General features: G+C 70.8%; 18 protein-coding genes. 11 read left to right on the top strand and 7 right to left on the bottom strand.

Annotated features, from left to right (window positions below; translation table 11 throughout):
• Nucleotides 1-8 precede the first annotated feature (8 nt).
• The gene (locus CRO12_RS07390) at nucleotides 9-1361 is read right to left on the bottom strand and encodes a GntP family permease (protein WP_097063440.1); all 1353 of its coding nucleotides are present in this window, start codon (nucleotides 1359-1361) and stop codon (nucleotides 9-11) included.
• A 242-nt stretch (nucleotides 1362-1603) separates the two neighbouring features.
• Between CRO12_RS07390 and CRO12_RS07385 the strand changes: the two genes are divergently transcribed.
• The 3 genes from CRO12_RS07385 to CRO12_RS07375 all read left to right on the top strand — a co-directional run bounded on the left by CRO12_RS07385 (nucleotide 1604) and on the right by CRO12_RS07375 (nucleotide 6912).
• The gene (locus CRO12_RS07385) at nucleotides 1604-1846 is read left to right on the top strand and encodes a helix-turn-helix domain-containing protein (RefSeq protein WP_097064222.1); all 243 of its coding nucleotides are present in this window, start codon (nucleotides 1604-1606) and stop codon (nucleotides 1844-1846) included.
• A gap of 58 nt (nucleotides 1847-1904) precedes the next feature.
• Nucleotides 1905-4904 carry a glycosyl hydrolase family 28-related protein gene (locus CRO12_RS07380; protein ID WP_097063439.1) on the top strand — a complete coding sequence of 1000 codons (3000 nt, stop codon included), beginning with the start codon at nucleotides 1905-1907 and terminating at the stop codon, nucleotides 4902-4904.
• A 70-nt stretch (nucleotides 4905-4974) separates the two neighbouring features.
• Nucleotides 4975-6912 (top strand): NPCBM/NEW2 domain-containing protein, encoded by a 1938-nt coding sequence (locus CRO12_RS07375; RefSeq protein WP_097063438.1) that lies wholly within the window; start codon nucleotides 4975-4977, stop codon nucleotides 6910-6912.
• 9 nt (nucleotides 6913-6921) lie between these two features.
• Here the strand turns inward: CRO12_RS07375 and CRO12_RS07370 are convergent, their stop codons facing one another.
• From CRO12_RS07370 to CRO12_RS07350, 5 genes are all read right to left on the bottom strand, one after another.
• Nucleotides 6922-7929, bottom strand: coding sequence for an aldo/keto reductase (locus CRO12_RS07370; RefSeq protein WP_097063437.1), 1008 nt, complete (start codon nucleotides 7927-7929; stop codon nucleotides 6922-6924).
• A gap of 69 nt (nucleotides 7930-7998) precedes the next feature.
• A complete protein-coding gene (locus tag CRO12_RS07365) occupies nucleotides 7999-10119 on the bottom strand; it encodes a TonB-dependent receptor (RefSeq protein ID WP_097063436.1) in 2121 nt (706 codons plus the stop codon).
• Nucleotides 10116-11240, bottom strand: coding sequence for a PepSY-associated TM helix domain-containing protein (locus tag CRO12_RS07360; RefSeq protein WP_218838876.1), 1125 nt, complete (start codon nucleotides 11238-11240; stop codon nucleotides 10116-10118). The genes CRO12_RS07365 and CRO12_RS07360 overlap by 4 nt, the downstream gene beginning before the upstream one ends.
• Nucleotides 11241-11357: 117 nt before the next feature.
• Nucleotides 11358-11756, bottom strand: a complete 399-nt coding sequence (locus tag CRO12_RS07355; protein ID WP_097063434.1) for a DUF2946 family protein — start codon at nucleotides 11754-11756, stop codon at nucleotides 11358-11360.
• A 49-nt stretch (nucleotides 11757-11805) separates the two neighbouring features.
• Nucleotides 11806-12393: a TetR/AcrR family transcriptional regulator gene (locus tag CRO12_RS07350; RefSeq protein ID WP_097063433.1), complete on the bottom strand. Its 588-nt coding sequence runs from the start codon at nucleotides 12391-12393 to the stop codon at nucleotides 11806-11808.
• A gap of 75 nt (nucleotides 12394-12468) precedes the next feature.
• Here CRO12_RS07350 and bdcA point away from each other — a divergent pair, with 75 nt between their 5' ends.
• From bdcA to CRO12_RS07310, 8 genes are all read left to right on the top strand, one after another.
• Entirely contained in the window at nucleotides 12469-13182 is a 714-nt protein-coding gene (gene bdcA / locus CRO12_RS07345) for an SDR family oxidoreductase (protein ID WP_097063432.1), read from the top strand.
• A gap of 124 nt (nucleotides 13183-13306) precedes the next feature.
• Entirely contained in the window at nucleotides 13307-14752 is a 1446-nt protein-coding gene (locus CRO12_RS07340; RefSeq protein ID WP_144033555.1) for a hypothetical protein, read from the top strand.
• Nucleotides 14749-15093 (top strand): hypothetical protein, encoded by a 345-nt coding sequence (locus tag CRO12_RS07335; protein WP_144033554.1) that lies wholly within the window; start codon nucleotides 14749-14751, stop codon nucleotides 15091-15093. The genes CRO12_RS07340 and CRO12_RS07335 overlap by 4 nt, the downstream gene beginning before the upstream one ends.
• Nucleotides 15094-15096: 3 nt before the next feature.
• Nucleotides 15097-17616: an Hsp70 family protein gene (locus CRO12_RS07330; RefSeq protein WP_097063429.1), complete on the top strand. Its 2520-nt coding sequence runs from the start codon at nucleotides 15097-15099 to the stop codon at nucleotides 17614-17616.
• Nucleotides 17617-17714: 98 nt separating this feature from the next.
• Entirely contained in the window at nucleotides 17715-18623 is a 909-nt protein-coding gene (locus CRO12_RS07325; RefSeq protein WP_097063428.1) for an ATP-grasp domain-containing protein, read from the top strand.
• The gene (locus tag CRO12_RS07320) at nucleotides 18623-19660 is read left to right on the top strand and encodes an LLM class flavin-dependent oxidoreductase (RefSeq protein ID WP_097063427.1); all 1038 of its coding nucleotides are present in this window, start codon (nucleotides 18623-18625) and stop codon (nucleotides 19658-19660) included. The genes CRO12_RS07325 and CRO12_RS07320 overlap by 1 nt, the downstream gene beginning before the upstream one ends.
• On the top strand, nucleotides 19657-20898 hold the full coding sequence (locus CRO12_RS07315) for a dicarboxylate/amino acid:cation symporter (RefSeq protein WP_245858314.1): 1242 nt from the start codon (nucleotides 19657-19659) through the stop codon (nucleotides 20896-20898). The genes CRO12_RS07320 and CRO12_RS07315 overlap by 4 nt, the downstream gene beginning before the upstream one ends.
• Nucleotides 20899-21002: 104 nt before the next feature.
• Entirely contained in the window at nucleotides 21003-23039 is a 2037-nt protein-coding gene (locus CRO12_RS07310; protein ID WP_097063426.1) for a DNA/RNA non-specific endonuclease, read from the top strand.
• 20 nt (nucleotides 23040-23059) lie between these two features.
• Here the strand turns inward: CRO12_RS07310 and CRO12_RS07305 are convergent, their stop codons facing one another.
• On the bottom strand, nucleotides 23060-23383 hold the full coding sequence (locus tag CRO12_RS07305; RefSeq protein WP_097063425.1) for an ArsR/SmtB family transcription factor: 324 nt from the start codon (nucleotides 23381-23383) through the stop codon (nucleotides 23060-23062).
• Between the last annotated feature and the right edge of the window lie 11 nt (nucleotides 23384-23394).

The raw sequence follows: 23394 nt of genomic DNA, 5'->3' as shown, positions 1-23394 counted from the left end.
CCACCGGGTCAGGCGATGTAGCTGAGCCCCGTGACCATGACGAGTCCGGCGACGGAGATCACCGTTTCAAGCAGGGACCAGGTGCGGAAGGTGTCGGCGGTGCTGGTCCCCATGTAGCCCTTGACCAGCCAGAAGCCTGGATCGTTGACGTGGCTGAAGAAGACGGAGCCTGCGCCGATCGCCAGCACCACGAGCTCGGGCGAGGCGCCGGACGCGGCGACGACGCCGGGCATCACGCCGACCGCGGTGATCGTCGCGACCGTCGCCGAGCCGGCGGCGAGCCGGATGCCGACCGCGATCAGCCAGCCGAGCAGCAGCGGCGAGATCTGGTAGGCGAGCACCGTGCGGGCGAGCAGATCGGACAGTCCAGCGCTGACCAGCACCTGCTTCAGCGCGCCGCCAGCGCCGATCGCGAGCAGGATCGCGCCCGCCGCGCCCATCGTCTCGTGCCAGATCGACTCCTGGATCCCGGCCTCGCTCAGCCGCCGCCCGAACAGCAGCGGCAATGCGAGCAGGTTGGCGGTGAGCAGCGCAAGCACCGGGTTGGCGGCGGCGGCGAGCAGCGTCGATCCGGCCAGCGCGGGCACCAGCTTGCCGAGCTCGCCCACCGCGATCAGCACGATCGGCAGCAGCACGATGAACAGCGCGCGCCCACGCGACGGGGGCGCAAGGTCGATCACCGGATCGCTCAGCACCGGCTCCGTCAGGCGGATGCCCGGCGTCACGATGCGGGCGAGCACCGGTCCCGACAGCACCGCGATTGGGATCGCGATCAGCGTGCCGTAGAGCATGGTGAGCCCCAGGTTCGCGTTCAGCGTCTCCACCGCGAGCAGCGGGCCGGGGTGCGGCGGCACCAGCGCGTGGACGACGCCGAGCCCGGCGAGCGCCGGCATGATCAGCCGTAGCTTGGCCGCGTCGCGCGCGGCCGGGTCGTCGCCGGTCGCCATCTCCTTGGCGGCGGCGACCACGATCGGCAGCAGCAGCACGAGCCCCGTCTCGAAGAACAGCGGCAGGCCGATGACGATCGCGATGCCGAGCGTCGCCCAGGGCGCGGCGCGCGGCCCGGTCAGCCGCAGCGCCCCCGTCGCGAGCGCGGCGGCAGCGCCCGACAGGTGCAGCATCGCACCCAGCGACAAGCCGAGCGACACGACCAGTCCGGTCCCGCCGATGATGTCGCCGACGCCCTTCTGCACCGCCTTCGCCGTGTCGATCAGCGGCAGGCCGGCGAGCAGGCCGACCGTGAAGGCGCCGCAGAGCAGCCCGATGAACGGGTGGAGCCGCCCGCGCACGATCATGAAGATCGCCAGCGAGATCCCGGCGATCGCCGCCGCGATCAGCCGTGCGTCGCCCGCGCCGGTCATGAGCGGTGCACTCCCAGCTTGCGCATCGAGCCGTTTGCCGTTGCCATCCACCCCTCCCTCGCGTGTCTGAACACGCTATCTGTCCAACAGGTTTTTGCCGTAATCGCAAAATACGTCTTGTAAGCGCCGACATTAGTCGGACATAAGGAAACCTGTCCAACCGATTCTGGATCAACCGGCACGGGAACAGCTGAGGGAGAGAGGCGATGATGGCAAGTGGTCACACAGCGGCAGACCTGGCGATGGCGCCTCCGCCCGGCTCGACGCGACCGAACAGCGACCTCTCCGTCCACCTGACGCCGACCCAGATCAAGGTCCTGCGCGGCGTCCACTCCGGCCAGCTCAACAAGCAGATCGCCTACGACCTCGGCATCGCCGAGGCGACGGTGAAGGCGCACATGACGGCGCTGATGCGCAAGCTGAACGTCCGCAATCGCACCCAGGTGGCGATCGCGGCCCAGTCGCTCGCGCTTCACACCGCGTGATCTTCGCGGCCGCGCCGATGCGCGCGGCCCCCTGCACTGTTGAAGCGGAGCTGTTCCGATGAAGCCTCTCGGCCTGCTGAGCCTTGCGCTCGTCCTGGCGCCCCTCCCCGCGCTCGCCCAGTCCACCTCCGTCTTCCTGACCGCGCCCGACGATCCCCGCGCCGTCACCGTGCGCGCCGTCGGCGACGGTCGCGCGGATGACACCGCCGCCCTCCAGCAGGCGATCGACGCGGTCGCGGCCGACCGTCAGCGCGGTGGCGGCGGCGTCGTCTTCCTGCCCTCGGGCCGGTACCGCATCTCGCGCACCATATTCCTGCGCTCGGGTGTCCGCCTGTTCGGCGTGGGCCCGACCCGGCCGGTGATCCTGCTCGGCGACAACACGCCGGGCTTCGGGCGGGGCATCGGCGCGATGCTGAGCTTCTCGGGGGAGGACCAGTACCGCGCGGGCAAGCCGCCGGTGCCGCCGCCCACCAGCGTGCCCGCGAACGACGCGATCTTCGATGCGACGTCGACCACCTTCTACTCGGCGCTCGCCAACGTCGACTTCGAGATCGGCGACGGCAACGCGGGCGCGGTGGCGGTGCGCTTCCGCGTCGCGCAGCACGGCTTTCTGCGCCACGTCGACTTTCGCCTGGGATCGGGCTTCGCCGGCATCTATCAGGCCGGAAACGAGGCGGACAACCTGCGCTTCTTCGGTGGCCGCTACGGCATCGTGACGGAGAAGACCTCGCCCGCGTGGCAGTTCACGCTGATCGATTCGGAGTTCTCCGGCCAGCGCGAGGCAGCGATCCGCGAGCACGAGGTTGACCTGACGCTGGTCAACGTCGCGATCCGCGACACGCCGGTCGGGATCGAGATCGACCGCGGCTACTCCGATTCGCTGTGGGGCAAGAACGTCCGCTTCGAGAATGTGAGCCGCGCCGGGGTGCTCATCTCCAGCGAGCAGAGCGTCTTCACCCAGGTCGGCTTCGACAACGCGGTCGGCGTCAACACGCCGGTGTTCGCGCGCTTTCGCGAGAGCGGACGCACCATCCCCGGCCAGGGTGCGGCCTGGCGGGTCGCCGACTTCTCGCACGGGCTGAAGGTGCCGGCGATTGGGGAGATGGGTCGCACCGCGACCGACGTCACCATCACGCCGCTGCCCTCCGCGCCGCCGCGGGTCGCCCCGGCGCTGCCGCTGCTGCCCCCCGTCAGCGAGTGGGCGAACGCCCGCGCGCTCGGCGCCAAGGGGGACGACCAGAGCGACGACACCGCCGCGCTGCAGCGCGCGATCGATCGGAACCGCGTCGTCTACCTGCCGACCGGCCGCTACCGGATCACCGACACGCTGAAGCTCCGGCCCGACAGCGTGCTGATCTCGCTCCACCCCAACCAGACCCAGCTCTACCTGCCCGAGAACGCGCCGCGCTTCGCAGGCGTGGGCGGCGCGCGCGGCATGATCGAGAGCGCCAAGGGCGGCGCCGCGATCGTCTACGGCCTGGGGCTCTATGCCGGCGGCGTGAACCCGCGCGCGTCCAACATCATCTGGCGCGCGGGCGAGCAGTCGATGATCAACGACGTCCGCATCCACGGTCCCGTCGTCTACGTGAACGGCAAGGCGACCGGCGGCGGGATCGAGCCGGAGTCCCGCTGGGACGGGCAGCAGGCGAGCATCTGGGTCACCGACAACGGCGGCGGCACGTTTAACGCGATCTGGACGCCCAACGGGCTGGCGCACACCGGCTTCTACGTCACCGACACCAAGACGCCTGGCCACGTCTACGAATTGTCGGCCGAGCATCATTTCAAGAACGAGATCGTGCTGCGCAACGTTGAAAACTGGGAGTTCCTGGCGCCGCAGACCGAGCAGGAGGTGCGCGACGGCGTCTATGCCGTCTCCACCGAGTTCCACAACAGCCGCAACATCCTGTTCGCCAACTACCACGGCTACCGCGTGACCCGCACGGCCAAGCCGATGGATACGGCGGTGCGGCTGGTGAATTCGGGCGACATCCGCTTCCGCAATGTCCACATCAATGCCGAGAGCGCCTACGCCCACTGCGATACGGAAGGCTGCGGCACGTACGTCCGCGCGAGCAAGTATCCGTTCGAAAATGCAATCAAGGACCTGACCACCGGACAGGAAGTGCGCGAGCGCGAGTTCGCGAAGCTCGACGTGCCCGCCGCCACCCCGCGCGCCGCAACGCCCGCACCGCTGCCGGTCACCGCCGGAGTCACCAAGCTGGCCGACGGCTTCTACTCGGTCGCGGGCGGCGCGGTGGACCGGGACGGCAAGCTCTACTTCGTCGACCGCTTTCACCAGCGGATCCACGGCTGGTCGAGCACCGAAGGCCTGACCACCGTCAGCCAGGCGACGCTCGACCCGGTCAACCTGGCGGTCGACCGCTCGGGCCGGCTGCTGGTCCTGTCCTCGGCCGGGCGCGACGGAACCGTCTTCAGCATCGATCCGAAGGAGCCCGACGACGTCCGCGTGATCGACGCGGGCGCTCCGCGCGCCGGTGCCGCGGTCGCGCTGCCCGTTAACGTCTGGGCGAACGGCGAATTTGCCGACCGCATCGACCAGCGCACCTACCAGTATCCGCCGCTCTCCGACTTCTTCACCAGCAAGATGGGCGAGCCGAAGTCGCGCGCGTACCTGTCGCCCGACGGATCGGTCGCGATCCCCGCCTTCCGGGTGTGGAACCAGGGGCCCGACGATCACCAGGGCTGGCGCTGGTCGGACACGCTCGACAGCTACGGCCTGGTCACCGCGCGTTCGGGCGAGCGCGTATGGCTGTCCAACGCGTCGGAAAACCTGACCTACAGCGGCCGGGTGGCGGCGAGCGGCGCGCTCTCCGACCTGCGCGTCGTCGCACCCCGCGGCGGAGAGAGCGTCGCGCGCGGCCGCGACGGCACGCTCTACGTCGCAAACGGCCAAGTCTGGGTGTACGACAAGGACGGCAAGGAAATCCGCCGGATCGACGTGCCCGAGCGCCCTCTCCAGCTGCTGATCGGCGGGGCGGATGGGCGCACGCTGTTCATTTTGGCCCACCACGCGCTCTACTCGGTGCCAATCTGACCGCTGCCGCCCGGTGGACGGCACCGCGCGGATCGGCGAAGGTGCCGGAAAGAGCGGGGGAGCTTGCCTGATGCGCCATGATCGTCCTTCGCGCTGGTGGCGCAGCGCCCTGCTCGCCGCGGCGGCACTCGGCCTGCAGGCGCCCGGTGCCGCGCAGAATGCCGCCCGCCCGGCGGCCAGCGCCGATCCGCTCGCCCCGACCGCGCGCTGGAGCGCCTACACCCGCGGGCGCGCCGCGCTGCCGCCGATGGGATGGAATAGCTGGAACGCGTTCAACACCGACATCGACGAGGCGAAGATCATCGGCTCGGCCGAGCGCATGGTCGCCAGCGGGCTCGCGGCCAAGGGCTACCGCTACCTCAACCTGGACGACGGCTGGTGGCTCAAACGGCGGCTCGGCGACGGTCGCATCCTCGTCCGGCCGGACCGCTTCCCCTCGGCCGCGACGGCGCCGGGCGGCAACAGCTTCCGCCCGCTGACCGACCGGCTTCATGCGATGGGGCTGAAGGCCGGTATCTACTCCGACCTGGGCCGCAACATCTGTTCGCAGGCCTACGCCACCGACCGCGTCAACCTGCCGCAGGGCAGCGTCCAGGAGCGCGAGGTCGGGCTGTACGGCCATATCGATCGCGACATCGACCTGTTCTTCCGCGACTGGGGCTTCGACTACATCAAGATCGACGGCTGCGGCATCCGTGCCTTCGGAGCCGATGCCGAGCGGGTGCGCTCGGGCGAGTTCCGCGCGCTCGCCCCCACCGTTGACCTGAAGGAGGTCATGCGGACCGACATCGCCGCGGTCCGCACCATGTTCGACCAGGTCAACCAGGCGCTGACCCGGAGCAACCCCGACGGCGACTGGATCCTGTCGCTGTGCCTGTGGGGGTCGGCGAACGTCCGCGCGTGGGGCAAGGATCTGGGCAACGTGTCGCGCACCAGCGACGACCTGACGCCCTCCTGGGGGCGGATGCTCGCCAATTTCGACAGCGCGGCGAAGCGCGCGCTCTACGCGCATCCCGGATCGTGGAACGACCCGGACATGCTCTACATAGGCGCAGGCGATTTCGACGCGGCCCATCTGGAGCAGGCGCGGTCCCACTTCGCATTGTGGGCGATCATCAACGCGCCGCTGCTGATGGGTACGGACCTGCGCAGCGCGCCGCCGGCGCTGATGGAGCTGTTCGGCAACGAGCGGATCATCGCGCTCAACCAGGACCCGGCCGGGCACCAGGCGGTGATCGCGTTCGACAGCGATGACCTGCAGATCTTCGTCAAGACGCTGGCATCGGGGGAGAAGGGGGTCGCGGTGTTCAACCGTGGCGCGGAGGCGATCGACGTCAACTTCGCCGCCGGCCTGCTCCGCTTCGCCGATGACGCGCCGGTCACGCTGACCGACCTGTGGAGCGGGCGCGCGACCAGCTTCACGCGCGAGACCAAGCTGCACGTCGAGCCGCGCCAGACGCTGATTCTGCGCGCAAAGGGCACGCGCACGCTCGCCGACGGGCTGTACCTGTCGGAACAGCCCGGCAACGTGAACCCGGCAGTCGACGGCGTGACGGTGCCGCAGCACGACCCGACCATCTACCGCTCGCTCGGCTGGGCTGGCACCCGCGGCGCGGGCGACCGCCCGATTTACGCCGGCTGGGGCGGCGCGCAGGCCGACAGCACGCCGTACGGCCAGCTGCTCCAGATCGCCGGCCGGCCGCTCGGCGGCGGGATCGGCATCCTCGCCAACTCGCGGCTGGAGGTGCGCAACCAGGGGTACCGCCGCTTTACCGCCACCGTCGGTGTCGACGACAGCGCCCGCGACAAGGCGCGCGCCGTCACCTTCCAGGTCTATGCCGACGGCCGGCTGATCGGCAGCAGCCCGGCACTGCGCCACGGCCAGACCGGCCACGCCTTCGACCTGAGCGTCGCGGGTGCCCGGATCGTCGAGCTGGTCGCGCGGACCACGTCCGGCAGTACCGACACGCTGCCGGTCACCTGGGGCGACGCGGCACTGCGCCGCTGAGCACCCCTGTCAGGACGGCAGCGGCGCCGCGGGATCGACCAGGCCAGCTTCGCGCAGCTCCTGCCAGAAGCCGGCGGGAACGGTCGCCTCCACCGCCGCGCGATCCTCCGCCAGGCGATCGGGTCGGCTGGCGCCCGGGATGACCGCGACGACCGCCGGGTTGGCGAGCGCGAAGTGCAACCCGGCCGCCTTCATGCTTACTCCATGGCGGTCGGCGATCACCTTTATCTGTGCGACGCGGTCAAGAATCTTCGGCGAGGCGGGGGCGTACTCGAAGTTCGGCCCGCCGACGAGCGCGCCCGAGCTGTAGGGCCCGCCGACGACGATCCCGATCCCGCGCTCGGCCGCCGCGGGCATGACCCGCTGGAGCGCGCGGGCGTGGTCGAGCAGCGTGTAGCGCCCGGCGAGCAGGAACACGTCGGGGCGCGGCTCCTTCAGGTCCAGGATGGTCTCGATCGGCTCGCACAGGTTGACGCCCAGGCCCCAGCCCTTGATCAGGCCCTCGTCACGCAGCCGGTCGAGCGCGCGGAACGCGCCGGTGCGCGCCTCCTCGAACCGTGCGATCCACCCGTCGCCCCAGAAGTCTCGGGCGAGGTCGTGGACGAACACGATCTCGACCCGATCGGTGCGCAGCCGGCGAAGGCTGTCGTCGATCGAGCGCAGCGTCGCGTCATAGCCATAGTCGTTGACGACCTTGTTGGCGCGGCCGTGCGCGAACACACCCGCCTTCTCGCCCTGCTCGCGCGCGGAAACGTCCTCCAGCTCGTCGAGGATCAGTCGGCCGACCTTGGTGCTGATGACGTAGTCGTCGCGCGGGCGGCCGGCGAGCGCCTCGCCCAGGCGCAGCTCGGCGAGACCCGCACCGTAGAAGGGCGCGGTTTCATAATAGCGGATGCCGTCCGCCCACGCCGCCTCAACGGTCGCCAGGCCCTCAGCTTCCGGGATGTCGCGAAACATGTTGCCGAGCGGAGCGGTGCCGAAGCCGAGTTTGCCGGGCAGAAGGTCGGTCAGTGCCATGTGCGAAGGTCCCGTCAGTGAGCGCGTTATCTAGGCAGCGCAGGCGTGCTGTGAAGGGCGGGCCGCACGTCAGAACCGCCTGGTAAGCGAGAGCTCCACACTGCGCGGTGCACCGACGAACACCAGACCTGCGGCATAGCCTGACCAGTCGGCGTAAAAGGCGTCCGACAGGTTGCGCCCGCGGAGCGTCACTGTACCGAATGAGGCCCGCCAGGCGATCGCAGCATCGAAGGTGGTGTAGGCGTTCACCCGCACCGTGTTGGCGTTCGACGTGTAGAAATCGCCGTTGTGCCTGGCGCTCGCGGTGAGCGTGACGGGCAGCATTGCGGGCGCGTAGGTCACGACCAGATCGGCGACGCGCTCTGGCACGTTGGGTGGTCGGTTGCCGGCGCGGCTCACCCCACCCGCCTCGACCAGCGTGCCATAGGCGGCGTCGAGCAGCGTGCCGCTGGCGGCGACGCGCAGCGCGCGCGTGACCGGCAGGCTGAGCGACACCTCTCCCCCGCGCGATCGCAGGTCGCCGCCCTGCACCGACAACGCCGGATTGGTCGGGTCGCGGGTGATGATGTCGTCCTGGCGGATGTCGAACAGCGACGCGGTCAGCTCCACGCCGCCGCCCACCAGCGAGGTCTTGATCCCCACTTCGTACGACCGGCCAGTGGTCTGGTCGAAGGCGGCGTTGGCAGCGCTGAGGAACAATAGCCCGCCGACCGGGGTCACCGCCCGCGTGTACTGCGCGAATACCTGGGTCGCGGGGGTGAGGCTGTAGACGCTGCCGACGCGCCAGGAGAGCGGATCGTAGCGCCGACCATAGCGCTGGACCGCGCCGGTGGTGACGGTCGCCACCCGTCGATTGAGCGCAACATGGTCGTAGCGCAGGCCGCCGACCAGCAGCCATGCGTCCGAAAGGTTCAGCGCCTCCTCCGCGAAGACGGCGAGCTGGTCGACGTCGGCGGTCACGTCCTGCCGCGTCGCGAAACTCGCCGGGGTGTCCGCGGGGAAAGTGCCCCGGACGGGCCTGAACGGATCAATAGAGGGAGTGCTGCCGAAGCGTCGTGTGGTGAAGAAGTCGGTGTGGCCGAACTCCGCGCCGATCGTGACGCGGTTGCGCAGGCCCGCAATCGGGCGATCGACGGCGAGGTGGAGGCGCTGGTTCCAGAACCGGTGGTCATGGGTGATCGCGGTCAGCCCGCGATCGATCCCGCCGGTCGCCGCGTTGAAGCCGTACTCGTCGGCGTCACGGTAATCGCGGTGGCTGTCGTAGAAGCTGGAGTCGCTCACGACCTGCACCCCATCCGCGGCCTGGAAGGTGCCGCGCGCGCGAAGCCACAGCGTATCGGAACCCAGATTCGCGTCGGTCACGTCAAAGTTGACCCGGCGCATCGCGCGGTCGAGCACCAGTCCGGCGCTGCCGCCAACGGCGTTCGACGGATCGCGGGCGACGGCGCGCGACACGACCGGCGTGCCGAAGTAGGCGGTGTCGAAATCGTCCTGAAACCAGTCGGCCGAGAGGGTCATCGACCAGCGCGCGGTCGGCTGGAGGAAGACGGATCCCGAAGCGGCGAGCGTGCGGCTGTCGGTGTCGTCGATCCAGCCCGACGAGCGCGACACGGCGACGTCGCCCCGCAGGGCCGCTGCCGCGCCGAGCGGCACGTTGAGGTCGAGCGCGAGACGCCCGGTGCCGAAGCTGCCGTAGCTCGCCAGCGCCTCGCCGCCCGTTGCACCCAGCCGCGGTCGGCGCGGCACGAAGTTGATCGCGCCGGCGAGCGCACCGTCGCCCGAGGTGACGGAGGCCGGTCCTTTGATCACCTCGATCCGCTCGAACATCCACGCGTCCCAGTCGCGCACCCCCACGTCCGAGTTGGCCATGCGGACGCCGTCATGGAGGTAGTTCACCGCGCGGGTGAAGCCGCGCAGCGAGACGGAGCCGATCGAGCCCGGCAAGTTGCCGGAGGTGACACCAGGCGCGGCGTTCATCGCCTCGATCGCGCTCCGCACGCCTTGGTTCTGAAAATCCTCCTGCGTGACCACGTCGATGATCGCCGGGGTCTCTCGGTTGGTGAGGCCGAGCCGACCGGCGACGTCGGGCGCCGCCTCAAGCTGGCGTCCGGTGACGATAATGGCGGGCCGGTCGGTGTCGACGGACAGGGGAGCCGCGGCTTGCGCGGCGAGGGCGAGAATGATGGTCATGTGGTCATCCTTGAGAGCGCGAGCGTCCGGGCGGCACGGCGCCGGCGCCAGTGGAGGAGCCCGGTCGCAAACAGCACGGCGGGCATGAGGCCGACGAGCACGGCGACGATGCGGATCGGGAGCCCGCCGACCGAGCCGTCGTGAAGCGGGCGGATCCAGGCGGAGAGCGTCGCGCCGGTGCCGCCGCTCCGCAGGTCGCGAACCGCGAGCACCCGGCCGCTGTGCTGGTCGATCCAGACGTAGCTGGAGGGGAAGCGCCGGTGCGGGTCGCCCGGCACCGCCAGCCGCACCCGGAACGGCGCATCGCCTGCGCCCGGAACGTCGATGAAGGCGAGGCGACCGTCCGGCACCGCCTGTCGCGCCGCCGCGAGCGCCCGCGCGACCGGGATCTGTACACCCGTTGCTGCCGCCGAACGGGGGTCGGGCGGGGACGCGGGGAAGCGCAGCGCCGCCTTCACCTCCGGCAGCGCGAGCAGCACCCCGGTTGCGACCACCACCAGCAGCAGCGCGGCACTTCCCACGCCGGTCAGCTTGTGGAGGTCGCGCACGCGGCGGATCGGTGCCGCGCGGCGCTTGAGGGCGAGCGCCTTGCGCCAGCTGCCGCGCGGCCACCAGGCGACGACGCCGCTCAGCAGCAGCAGGAGCGACGCGGCCCCGCCCCAGCCGACCACCAGCCGCCCGCCCTCCCCGGCGAGGAGGTGCATGTGCACCTCGTACAGCCAGCTCATCAGGTACCCGCCCCACGGATCCGCGCGGACGATGCGCCCGCCGTCGGCTGCGAACCAGACCATCAGCCGCTCGGCATGGTGATCGTGGTGCTCGGAGGCCGGATAGTAGCGCGCGGGTATCGCCCCGCCTGCGCCAGTCACCTCGAGCGACCAGGTGCCCGCGGGATCGGGCCAGCGCGCGCGGCCGGTCGCGACCGCACGGTCCCAGATGGGCGAGACCCAGCCAGGCCCCGGCACGTCGGTCCGGCTCCGCGCGGGCGGGTGCAGCACCTCGTCGATCCCGACATAGAAGACGAGGGCCGAGCCGGTGAAACCGAGCACCACCAGCAGCACGCCGAGCGACAGGCCGAGCCACAGGTGCAGGCGACGGATGAGGAGGCGCGGGCGCGTCACAGCGGAACGCGCCGCACGCACGGTGCGACTGAAGACATGAAATCCTCCGACCGGCCGCCGTCGATGGCAGACGCGCAGCCTTGAACAGGACGCATCCATGGGACGCGCCAGCTTCGGTCAGGCGAGGATCGGTGGTCCTCTGAGCGGCGGTCGCAGGTGGACCGGCGGCGCCGGCGCGCCCGGCACGCTTCTCGCAACGCCCAGCGCCAGGACGAAGGCGATCAGCAGCGCGAGCTGGAGCGGATCGATCGGCCCGAGGACCGGCGCGGCCAGCCCGGCGAAGGCGCACGGCATGTCCGCGGTGGCACCGCGATCGCCGCTTCCTTCATGGTGCTTTCCGCCCATGTCCATCGTCATCTGGCGCGGCGCAGTGCCCGAGCAGATGGTGATGACGATGTGGCCGCCGCCGCGATCGACCATGTAGCCGGCCGGCACCAGCAGCTTGACCAGCAGCGCGAGTGCCAGGATCAGCCCGGCGCAGCGGCGATGTGCGGTCAGGTGGCGGCGGGCGGACACCGGAGCCGTTTAGGCCCGCGCCCGCGCGCTGTCACCTGCCGCGCGCCGGTCAGCCGAGCAGGTCCGCGAGCGGACGGCTCGCCAATCGTGCGGTGGCGATGAGCTGGTCGACGGCGTGGCCGTTGCGCGCCTTGGCGGAGAGCCCGGACATGACCGTGCTGACATAGTCGGCGACCGCCGCCGCCTGTAGGGGGTGGCGCGCCGCGATGTAGTTGCGGATCAGCGCCTCCGCCGCGCGGTTGCACGCGAGCGCGGCGTCGCGCGCGTCGGCATCGCTGGCGCGGGTTCCTTCCAGCACCAGGCACCCGCGCGCATCGGCACCGGCGGCATAGCGCCGCGCCGCCGCCTCCAGCAGCGCGGCAAGGCCCTCCGCGACCGGCCGGTCGGGGCGCAGGATGTCGGCGAACGGGATCGCGCCGTGCTCACCCCAGCGCGCGAGCACCCGGGCGTAGAGCGCCGCCTTGCTGCCGAATGCCGCGTAGAAGCTCGGCGGGTTGATGCCGAGCGCGGCGGTCACGTCGGCCACCCCGACCGCGTCGTAACCACGGGCATGGAACAGCGCCTGCGCGGTCTCGACCGCCGCTTCGGGGTCGAAGCGGCGCGGGCGTCCCCGCGGGCGAACTTCTTTTGTAGTCACTCGTACAAATATCCTTGACGATCACCTATGCCGGTATATGTAGCCGCCACTACACAAACCTCAAGGAAGCATCTGATGGCGGCGGTCGATGGCAAGTCGGTTCTGGTTCTGGGGGGCAGCCGCGGGATCGGCGCGGCGATCGTTCGCCGCTTCACGGGCGATGGTGCGCGAGTTACCTTCACCTACGCCGGATCGCGCGACGCGGCGCTCGCGCTGGCGGCGGAGACGGGCGCGACCGTGGAGCACACCGACAGCGCCGACCGCGACGCGGTGATCGCGCGGGTTCGCGACAGCGGGCCGCTCGACGTGCTGGTCGTGAACGCCGGCTTTGCGATCTTCGGCGACGCGCTGGAGCAGGATCCGGACGCGATCGACCGGCTGTTCCGCGTCAACATCCACGCGCCCTACCACGCGTCGGTCGAGGCGGCGCGCAAAATGCCCGATGGCGGGCGGATCATCGTCATCGGATCGGTCAACGGTGACCGGATGCCCGTCCCCGGCATGGCGTCCTACGCGCTCAGCAAGTCGGCCTTGCAGGGTCTCGCCCGCGGGCTGGCGCGCGATTTCGGCCCGCGCGGGATCACGATCAACGTCGTCCAGCCCGGCCCGATCGACACCGACGCCAACCCGGCGGACGGACCGATGAAGGAGCTGATGCACAGCTTCATGGCGATCAAGCGGCACGGCCGCGCGGACGAAGTCGCCGGGATGGTCGCCTGGCTCGCCGGACCCGAAGCCGGCTTCGTGACGGGAGCCATGCACACGATCGACGGGGCGTTCGGGGCCTGAACATCAGGCGTTCCCAGTAACCCGATCTCCACCTCCGCCGGTTAGCGTCGTCACACGCTGATCGAGCGAAGGGGGCAAAGTGGGGTTCTGGGGACGCCGACCGGCGCCGGTGGAGACTGAGGCCGTGGACGAGGCGGCCGTCGAGGCCGCGTCCGCGCGCCTCCAACGAATGCGCGATCGCTCAAGCGCAGCGGCGAGCCCGCCGGTGGACGACGGCAGCGGCCACGACGCCGCCGTCACCACGCTCGCGCGCAACCCCTTCGCCCTGCTCGGAGTCGAGCCGAGCGCGACAACCGCCGCCATCAACGATGCGCTGGACGAGCGGTCGTTCGAGCCCGGTGCCGACCCCGCGATCCTGACGGCGGCACGGGCCCGGCTGATGGCTCCGCGCGAGCGACTGGCGAGCGAGATCGGCTGGCTGCCCGACCTGCCGCTGCCAACCGTGGCCGCGACCCGGCGTGCGCTCGCGACCGGCGACATGGCGACGCTCCGCTCCGTGCGGGACAAGGCGACCGGGATCAGCCGGGTCAACCTGTCGGTCGCGCTGGTCGAGGCGGGTGCAACCGCACCGGACGACCTGACGCTGATCGTGGCGGACGCACAGGGCGTGGCGGCCGACGTATTGCTCGACCGATTGGACGATGCCCGCTTCAAGGCGCACGGTCGGGAGATCGAGCGCGAGACCTACTACGAGCTGCTCGGCGAGCGCGCGCGGGAGATCGGTTTGCTCGCCGCACCGCTGTTCGCCGCGAGCGTCACCACCCGCGCCGCGCTTACCCAGGTGCTGAAGGAGCAGCCGCCGGCGGTCAGCGGCTTCGGCGCGACGCTCCGCGACGAACTGCTCCGCAGCTACGGCGACCAGATCGCGGCGGTGCTGGACGGCGCGCAGGGCCGGATCACTGCCACCCTCGCCGCCATGCGCGCGCAGCCCGAGCAGGAGGTCCACGCCGGCACCCTGCTCTCCACGCTTGATTACTGGTCGAGCCTGCGCCGTCCGATCCAGATCCACGAGGCGGCCCGCGGGCTCGACGATCCGGCCTCTGCCGACATCTTCACCCACGTGCGCGAGCTGATCCTGCAGCACTCCAACGAGCACCGGCAGTATGAGATCGCGCTGCGCCTTGCGAAGGCCCTGCGCGCCTGCTTCGCGCATGTGCCGATCCGGCGCGCCGCACTGGAGCGCGAGCTGCCGACCCTAGTCTCCAACGCGACCTGCCGGCGGGCGGAGCAGCTCCACTTCCGCGCGCTCGCCAACCTGGAGACGTTCGCGCGGGAGGTGGAGCGCGGCTGCCTGGAGCGGGGCGGCGGTACCGCGGGCGCGTTCGCTGCGCTGTTCGACGATGCCGACGACCTCAACGAGGAAGGGCTGACCAACCTGTTCCTCGCTCTGCGCGAACTCGGCGTCAAACTGCACAACGAGCTGGAGGCGCGCGCCGCCTCGCGCGCGGTCACGATGTGGCTGGGCGGGCAGCCTGCGCCGGCCGACATCGCCGCGAAGCTGGAGCAGGACCTCCAGCACTTCGGCCTGTCGTGGACGGTGCCGGTGCGGCCGAGGCGGGTGGACGCGTGAGCACCGATCCGACCCGCAGCCTCGCCGACCTGGCGGTTCAGCACTGGAAGCTGTGCGCCGCGCTGGAGCGCGAGACGGCGTTCATGAGCGTCGAGCGGAGCGTCGCCGCTCAGGCGCAGCTCCGCTTCGCCCGCCGCCGCCTCGACGCGATTTTGGCCGGCGAGAACATGGCGCTCGCCTGCTACGACGGCGCGCGCTGGACCGCGGACGTACCAGCCTCTCCGGTCAACGCCGATGACGTCGCCGGCACCGATCCACTGATCGAGGCGACAATCGAACCCACCATCCTGGCCGACGGGCGCGTCCTGCACCCCGGCAAGATCCTCCTGAAACAGGGCTAGCGCATGTACCTCGGCATCGATCTCGGCACGTCCAACTCGGCGATCGTCGGCAACCGCGCCGGCCGGCTCGACCTCTTCAAGGCGGTGAGCGGAGAGGACGTGCTCGCCTCCGTCGTGATGACCGACCGGCACGGTGGACGCTATGTGGGCAAGCGCGCCTATGACCAGCTGCGCACCGCGCCGCAGGGGATCGCCGCCCGCTTCAAACGGCTGCTCGGCACCAGCACCACCCTGCCCTTCGGTCCCGCCGCCGACAGCATCACGCCGGAGGAAGCGAGCGCGGAGGTTCTGCGCCAGCTGCTGAAGCAGATGCGCGCCGGCGTCGGCGACGAGGCGGTCGCGGGCGCAATCGTGACGGTGCCGGCCGCGTTCAACCAGATGCAGTCGGAGGCGACGATCCGCGCCGCCCGCGCCGCCGGGCTGGAACGGGTCGGCCTGCTTCAGGAGCCGATCGCGGCCGCACTGGCGTGCCTGGAGAACCCGGCGGCCCGCAACGGGCTGTTCCTGATCTACGACCTGGGCGGCGGCACGTTCGACGTCGCGCTGGTGCGCGCGATCGACGGCGCGGTCTCGATCGAAGCGCACGAGGGGATCAACATGCTCGGCGGCAGCGACTTCGACCGGATGCTGGTCGATGCGCTGGTCAAGCCGTGGCTTCAGCAGACCTTTGCGCTGACCGGCGACTGGCAGCGCCGGCCCGAGTACCGCCGCCTGCTGGCGCTCGCGACCGCCAACGCGGAGGCCGCCAAGGTCGAGCTGTCCACCGCCGATCAGGCGATCATCTTCGTGTCGGAGCATGACGCACGCGCGCTCGACGAGGCGGGGCGCGAACTGTTCGTCGAGGTGGCGGTGGCCCGTGCCGACCTGGAGGCGCTGGTCGCCGACAAGATCGACCAGTCGATCGCGCTGTGCCGCAAGGTCGTGACCGATCACGGCTACACCACTGCCGACGTCAGCAAGGTGGTACTGATCGGCGGCCCGTCGCGGATGCCGATCGTGCGCCAGCGCGTACCCGCTGAACTCGGCATCGCGACCGACCTCGACGTCGATCCGATGACCGCGGTCGCGCGTGGCGCGGCGATCTTCGCCGAGAGCCGCGACTGGAGCGGCGACGAGGCGCAGGCGAAGCCCGCACGCGTGCAGGAGGCGGCGCCGGGCGCGCAGGTCTCCTTCGACTATGAGGCACGCACGACGCGCGAGCGTGCGCGTATCCGCGTGACCGCGACGAAGGGTGCCAGCGGCCTGCGCGTCAGCGCCCGCGCGAGCGACGGCCGCGACTATGGCGAGCGGCTGGTGGACGAGAGCCCGGTGTTCGTGATCCAGCTGGCCGACGGCGAAACCAGCGTCGCGATGGAGGTGACCGACGCGGGCGGCGCGCCGCTCCCCGGAAGCTCACGTACACTGACCGTCACCCGCGTCGCCGCGGCGGCGGCCGGCGCGCCGTGCACCAGCACGATCTCCGTCAAGGTCGAGGACGGCGACGGCGTGCGCGCGATCAACGTGCTGGAGCCGCTGGTCCGCAAGGGCGAGACCCTGCCGCTCAAGGGCACCAAGACGCTGCGTGCCACCCGTCCCATTTCGCCGGGCAGCGACGACGCTATTGATGTCGAGCTGTTCGAGCAGGCGGACGGCGTCCAGGAGCCGGAGGCAAACCTGCTGATCGGGTCCTTTCACCTCTCCGGCCGCGACCTGCCTGGCTATGCCGCGCCGCTGCGCAGCGGCGAGCAGGTGATCCTTCACTGGTCGGTCGACGACAGCCAGCTGATCCGCTGCTCCATCGAGCTGCCCGAGCAGGGGCTGCACCTGGCCGATCACAGCTTCTACGCGGACGAGCTCGCGCGCGTCGACTTCGGCACCAACGGCGCGGCGTTCGCGACCGACGCGCTGATCGCCGCGGACAAGGCGCTCGACGACTTCGGTCAGCTCGACGCGGCCGTGCGGGCGCGGTTCGCCTCCGAGCTCGCCCGGCTGCGCACGCGAATCGCGGGCGAGTTCACCCGGCTCGACGGTGCGCGGGAGGCCGACACCTACCGTTCGATCGCGGAGGAGGCGCGATTGCTGCGCCAGGACATCTCGCGGCTGCGCCACCGCCCGGAGCTCCGCCTCCAGATGGTCCGCGCCGACCTGTACCGGGTCGAGGCGAGCGCGCGTGCGCTGCTCGCCTCGCTGTCGCAGGATGACCGCGCGCAGTTCGAGCAACAGCGCGCGACCGCGGAGCAGGCGCTCGACGACGAGCGCTTCCGCGTCGCGGAGCGCGCGATCGAGGCGATGGAGGGCGTGCTCCGCCTCGCCCTCAGCCGCAGTCCCGACTATTATCTGGAGGGCTTCCGTTGGCTGCAGTCGCAGCGCCACTTGTCGACCGACCCGGCCCGCTTCGACGCGCTGGTCACCCGCGGCCGCGCCGCCGCCGACGCGCGCGACATCAACGAGCTGCGCGAGGTGTGCCACAAGCTCGGGCAGACGCTCAACCTGCCGCGCGAGCAGACCGCGGACGTTACCGCGCTGGCGGGTCTGCGTCGCTAGCGGGTAGCTCGGGGCTGCGCGGACGCCAACCCTTTCTTGGCGGTGCCCAAGCTCGCGGCGCTTCCCATCGCCGTCGCCCCGCGCCATGACCCCGCGCCATGACCGCCGATCTAGCCATCCTCTACGAGCATCCGCAGTGGTTCCGGCCGCTGTTCGCCGCCCTCGACCGCCGCGGCATCCCCTATGGGGCGCTGGAGCCCGGCACCGCCTTCGATCCCGCCGACGCAGCGCCGCCCGCGCCGCTGGTGCTCAGCCGACTCGCGATGTCGGCCTTCCTGCGCGAGCGCGAGCACCCGATCTTCTGGGCCGGTGCGCTTCTTGCGCGGTGGGAGCTGTCGGGCGCGCGCGTCCTTAACGGCACCGCGGCGCTCGCGGTCGACACGTCCAAGGCGCGCCAGCTCGCGCTCATCGCCTCGCTCGGCCTGGCCATGCCGGCGACCCGCGCGGTTCACCGCGCCGCGGACGTGCCCGCCGCCGCCGAGGCGATCGGCTTCCCGCTGGTGGTGAAGGCCAACATCGGCGGGGCCGGGGCCGGAATCGCGCGCTACGACAGCCTGGACGAGGTACGCGCCGCGGTCGCCGACGGCACGCTGCCGACCAGCATCGACGGCGTGCTGCTCGTCCAGGACTATGTGCCCGCGCGCGGCGGCACGATCACCCGGATCGAGACGCTCGACCGCTCCTTCCTCTACGCGCTGGAGGTCGCCGGCGCGGGCGCGTTCGACCTGTGCCCGGCCGACGCCTGCCAGGTGCCGGGCAGCGCGATAGCGATGACTGCGGTCGAGCCCGCGCCCGAACTGCGCGCCGCGGCGGAGGCCATCGCGCGCGCCGCGTCGCTCGATCTCGGCGGGGTCGAGGTGATGATCGACGACCGTGACGGCGTTGCCCGCTTCTACGACATCAACGCGCTCTCCAACTTCGTCGCCAAGCCGCTCGACGTGCTCGGCTGGGACCCGCACGAACGGCTGGTCGACCGCATTGAGGGCTGGCTGGAGGAGGCACGCTGATGCGCTATGGGTTCTGGATGCCGGTGTTCGGCGGCTGGCTGCGCAACGTCCCCGACGAGGGAATGGCGGCGACGTGGGACTATGCCAAGGCGCTGACCCGGGATGCGGAGCGCTGGGGCTATGACCTGACGCTGATCGCGGAGCTAAACCTCAACGACATCAAGGGTGTCGAGCAGCCCTCGCTCGACGCCTGGTCGACCGCCGCCGCGCTCGCCGCGGTGACCGAGCGGCTGGAGCTGATGGTCGCGGTCCGCCCCAATTTCCACCACCCCGCGCTGTTCGCGAAGGCGGCCGCCAACATCGACCGGATCGCGAACGGGCGGCTGTCGCTGAACGTCGTGTCGAGCTGGTGGGCGGACGAGGCGCGCCAATACGGACTGCAGTTCGACCAGCACGACGATCGCTATGCCCGCACCGCCGAGTGGCTGCGGGTGGTCGACGGGTTGTGGACGGAGCAGCGGTTCAGCTTCGTGGGCAAGTTCTACCAGACGGAGGACGCGATCTGCGCGCCCAAGCCGGTTAAGCGGCCGACCGTCTACGCCGGCGGCGAGAGCGAGGCGGCGAAGACGATGATCGCCGCGCAGTGCGACGCCTATGTGATGCACGGCGATCCCGTGACGGCGATCGCGCCCAAGATCGCCGACATGGCCCAGCGCCGCGCCGCGATCGGCGGTCAGCCCATGCAGTACGGCATGGCGGCCTACGCCATCGTGCGCGACAGCGAGGCGGAGGCGAAGCGCGAACTTGAGCGGATCACCACGGTTACCGAGCTGCCGGCGGGCTATGCCAACTTCGACCAGTGGCTGTCGGGCACGCAGCTCGAGCGCGAGCTGAAGCTTCAGGAATATTCGGTCTCAAACCGCGGGCTGCGCCCCAACCTGGTCGGGACGCCCGAGCAGTTGAAGGAGCGGATCGCGGAATACGAGCACGCCGGGCTCGGCCTGCTGCTGCTCCAGATGAGCCCGCAGGCCGAGGAGATGGAGCGCTTCGCCGCGCAGGTGATGGGCACGCGCGTGGTGGAGGCGGCGACCGCGTGACCGCCCGCATCGTGTCGCGCGTGCCGGCGTCCGTGCGCGTGCTGATCGCGCTGCTGGCCGGGCTGGTCGGCGGCTATCTGGCCGGGCCGGACGCGCCGGTGCTGCCCATCCTTCAGCCGATCGGCGGACTGTGGCTCGATGCGCTCCGGATGCCGATCATCCCGCTCGTCTTCGCGCTGATCGTCACCGGGATCGCGGGCGGCGCGGCCGAGGGCGGCTCGACCGCGGTCGCGCGCCGGGCGATCGCGACGTTCGCGCTGTTCCTGTCGCTGTCCGCGCTGTTCGGGGTGACGCTCGGCTCGGCGATGTTCGGCGGATGGAAGGTCGCCGGGCTGGAGGAGGTTCGCGCGGGCGCCGGGACGGTACCGGCGCTGCCGCCGACGGGCGAGGTGCTGCGCCAGCTGCTCCCCGCCAACCCGATCGCGGCGGCCGCGGGAGGTGCGATCGTTTCCGTGGTGATCTTTGCGCTGTTTCTGGCGCTGGCGCTGCGCCGCATCGATCCGGCGCGCGCGGCGGCGGTGACGGGCGTCCTGCGCGGGCTCGCCGACGCGCTGCTGGTCATCATTGGCTGGGTGCTGCTGCTGGCACCGATCGGGGTCTTTGCGCTGGCGTTCGACGTGGCGGCGCGCAGCGGCCTGGCGGTCGGAACGGTGCTCGCCTGGTACGTGGCCGCGCGGGTGATCGGCGGCGTGGTGCTCCTGTCGGCGTTCGTGGTGCTGGTGGCAATGACCCGGCGCGTCCGGCTCGGCGCCTTCCTGCGCGCCGCCGTTCCCGCCCAGTCGGTCGCGTTCAGCACCCAGTCCTCGCTCGCCGCGCTCCCCGCGATGCTCGCCGGATCGGCCAGGCTCGGGCTCGACGAACGGCAGTCGGGTACCGTGCTTCCGCTCGCGGTCGCCTTGTTCCGCATCAGCGCGCCGACCGCGATCAGCCTGGCGGTGCTGGCGCTCGCGCGGCTGAACGGCATCGAGCTCGGCGTGGCGCAGCTGGCGCTGGTTGCGGTGCTCGCGGTCGTCAACAACCTGGTCATCGCCGGGCTGCCGAACCAGATCAGCTTCTTCGCCGCCTACGCCCCCGTCGCGATTGCGGTGGGCGTGCCGGTCGAGCTGCTGCCGCTGTTCCTCGCCGTCGACACGGTGCCCGACATGGCGGCGACCACCGCCAACGTCACCGCCGACCTGGCGGTGACGACGCTGCTGGCGGAGCGGAAGGTGCCGGAGCTTGCCGAGCGGGCGGTGTGACGGCCGCCGTCACGCGTCCTTCACGTTAGCAGGCGATAGTCTGCATCGACAGCGGCGCCACGGCGCAGTGCCGCGGCTGCCGGCGTGTCGGGAGGACCCGGCCGATGTACCTCAGCGCGCTCGATCTCGACCTGTTCACGCCCGCAAGCCCTACTGCGGGGCCGGTGCCGTCGGGCGCGCCGTCCGCCGACGTCGTCGCCCGGCGGTTCAAGTTCCTGACCGCCGACGGCCAGGCCGCCACGCCGCTCGAGCAGGAAGCGGTGCTCGGCACGAACGACCTGCTCGACGTCCACTTCCTCGACCGCTGCCTGCTTGCGCGGCGTTGCGTCGGCCGGATTCGCGTTCGCGGCGGCGGGCGGACCGGCTGGGCGACCGGGTTCCTGATCGCCCCGGGGCTGCTGCTCACCAACCACCACGTCTTCCCAACAGCCGCCTCGGTCGCGAGCTCAAGCGTCGGCTTCGATTATTGGTTCGACATTGCGGGGCGTTCCCCCGGCGATCCTGACGAGTTCCCGCTCGACGCCGCCAGCTTCTACGTATCCGATCCCGTTCTCGACTTCGCCGTCGTCGCGGTGGGCGCCCGCTCCGCGGCGGGCGCCGACATCGCGGCACGCGGCTACCTCCGCCTCATTCCGGAGTCGGGCAAAGTCCGCGAGCAGACCGACTTCGTCACCATCCTGCAGCACCCCGACGGCGTGCCGATGCAGGTCGCGCTTCGCGAGAACCAGGTGATCCGGGCCGGCGATGACGAGCCATACCTCTGGTACCGGGCCGACACCGCGCACGGCTCCTCCGGCGCGCCGGTGTTCAACGACAGCTTCCAGGTTGTCGCGCTGCACGCGAACGGGCGGATCAAGCGCGCGGACGGCGGCTATGTGCTGGCAGCAGGCGGCACCACCGATCGCCTCGACGGGCTGACCGAGTCCGACGTCGTCTGGGAAGCCAACGTCGGCTTTCGCGTCAGTCGCATCGCCGCGCGGCTGCTCCAACTCGCCGGCGCGGACTGGCCCGCCCGTCTGCCCGCGATCGAGGCAGCGATGCGGGGCGGCGATGTCATGTCGACGACGATCGACGGTCTGGCCGGGCGCGGCCCCGGACCGGTCGCGGCTGAAGTACCAGCCGCTCCTTCCGCGCGGGCCGTGACGGCGGACGGCCTGACCGTCCCGATCACCGTGCGCCTCTCGATCGAGGCCGGGGGCGCAGCCGCGCAGCCGACCCCGCTGGAGTCGGAGGCGCTGGAGCTCCGGCCACCGCTCATCTACGACGGCCTGGCGGATCGCCCGGGTTTCGATTGCCGCTTCCTCGACCCCGGCAGCGACGTTCCCCAACCGGTGATCACGCAGCAGGGCGCGCGCATCCTGGCACCGCTCCTCGACGGCGACGATGCCGAGCTTCGTTACCGGCACTTCTCCGTCTGGATGCACCGCGAACGTCGGCTCGCGCTTTTCACCGCGGCAAACGTCGACTGGCGCCAGCGCCGCAAGATCGTCGACGGCAAGGTGACCAGCCGGGACTCGCTCGCGGGATGGCCGCCCCGGAACAACTACATGGAGCAGTGGGTGGTGGATCCGCGGATGGAGGCGCGTTTCCAGCTACCCGACGTCTTCTACAGCGAGGATCGCGGCGCCTTCGACAAGGGGCACATCGTCCGGCGCGACGACGTCTGCTGGGGCGAGCGCTTCGAAGAGATCCAGATGGCGAACGGTGACACGTTCCACGTCACCAACTGCTCGCCGCAGGTCAAGCGCTTCAACCAGGCCGCACAGGGTCAGGAGAACTGGGGCGATCTGGAGGCCGCGATCGAGAAGGTGACTGAGAGAGAGGCGGAGGCCGCGTGCCTCTACGCCGGGCCGGTCTTCGGCGCCACGGATCGCTGGTTCCGCGGCAAGGATGACAGCGGCACCGCCCGAATCCAGATACCCGACCGCTTCTGGAAGATCGTCGTGGTCAGGGGAGCGGACGGCTATGAGGCGTATGGCTTCATCATCGGTCAGGACGTCACCGCCATTACCGAAGCCGAGTTCTACGTGACGCCAGAATGGGCAGCGGCCTGGACTCCGATCAGCGCCATCGCCGACTTGATGCGTGGCTGGCTCGACCTCGGTGCGTTGGCCGCGATAGACCAGCACGCCGACGCCTGACGCCGGCCCGCGAGTGTCGATCAGCCGCCCGGGGAGCCAGGCGCGTTGGCGAGGACCGCGTCGAGCAGCCCGGGGAAGCGCTGGTCGAACTCGGCGCGGCGCAGCGTGTTGATCATCTCGCGCCCGGACTGCGCGGTCTCGATCAGGCCGGCGGCGCGTAGCAGCTTCAGGTGGTTGGACAGGGTGCTTTTGGGGATGGTCTCGCACGGCGCGGCGCCGGCGCAGCTGAGCTCCCTGGTCGCGTTCAGCCGCGCGACCATGCCGAGCCGGTTGGGATCGGCGAGCGCGTGCAGCGCCAGATCGAGCGGGACATCGGCCAGTCGCGGGTGCGTTAAGCGCGGCATCTCACTTACAT

It is taken from the genome of Sphingomonas guangdongensis, assembly GCF_900199185.1.
Classification (GTDB): domain Bacteria; phylum Pseudomonadota; class Alphaproteobacteria; order Sphingomonadales; family Sphingomonadaceae; genus Sphingomonas; species Sphingomonas guangdongensis.
This window is presented reverse-complemented; position numbering and strand designations above follow the sequence as displayed.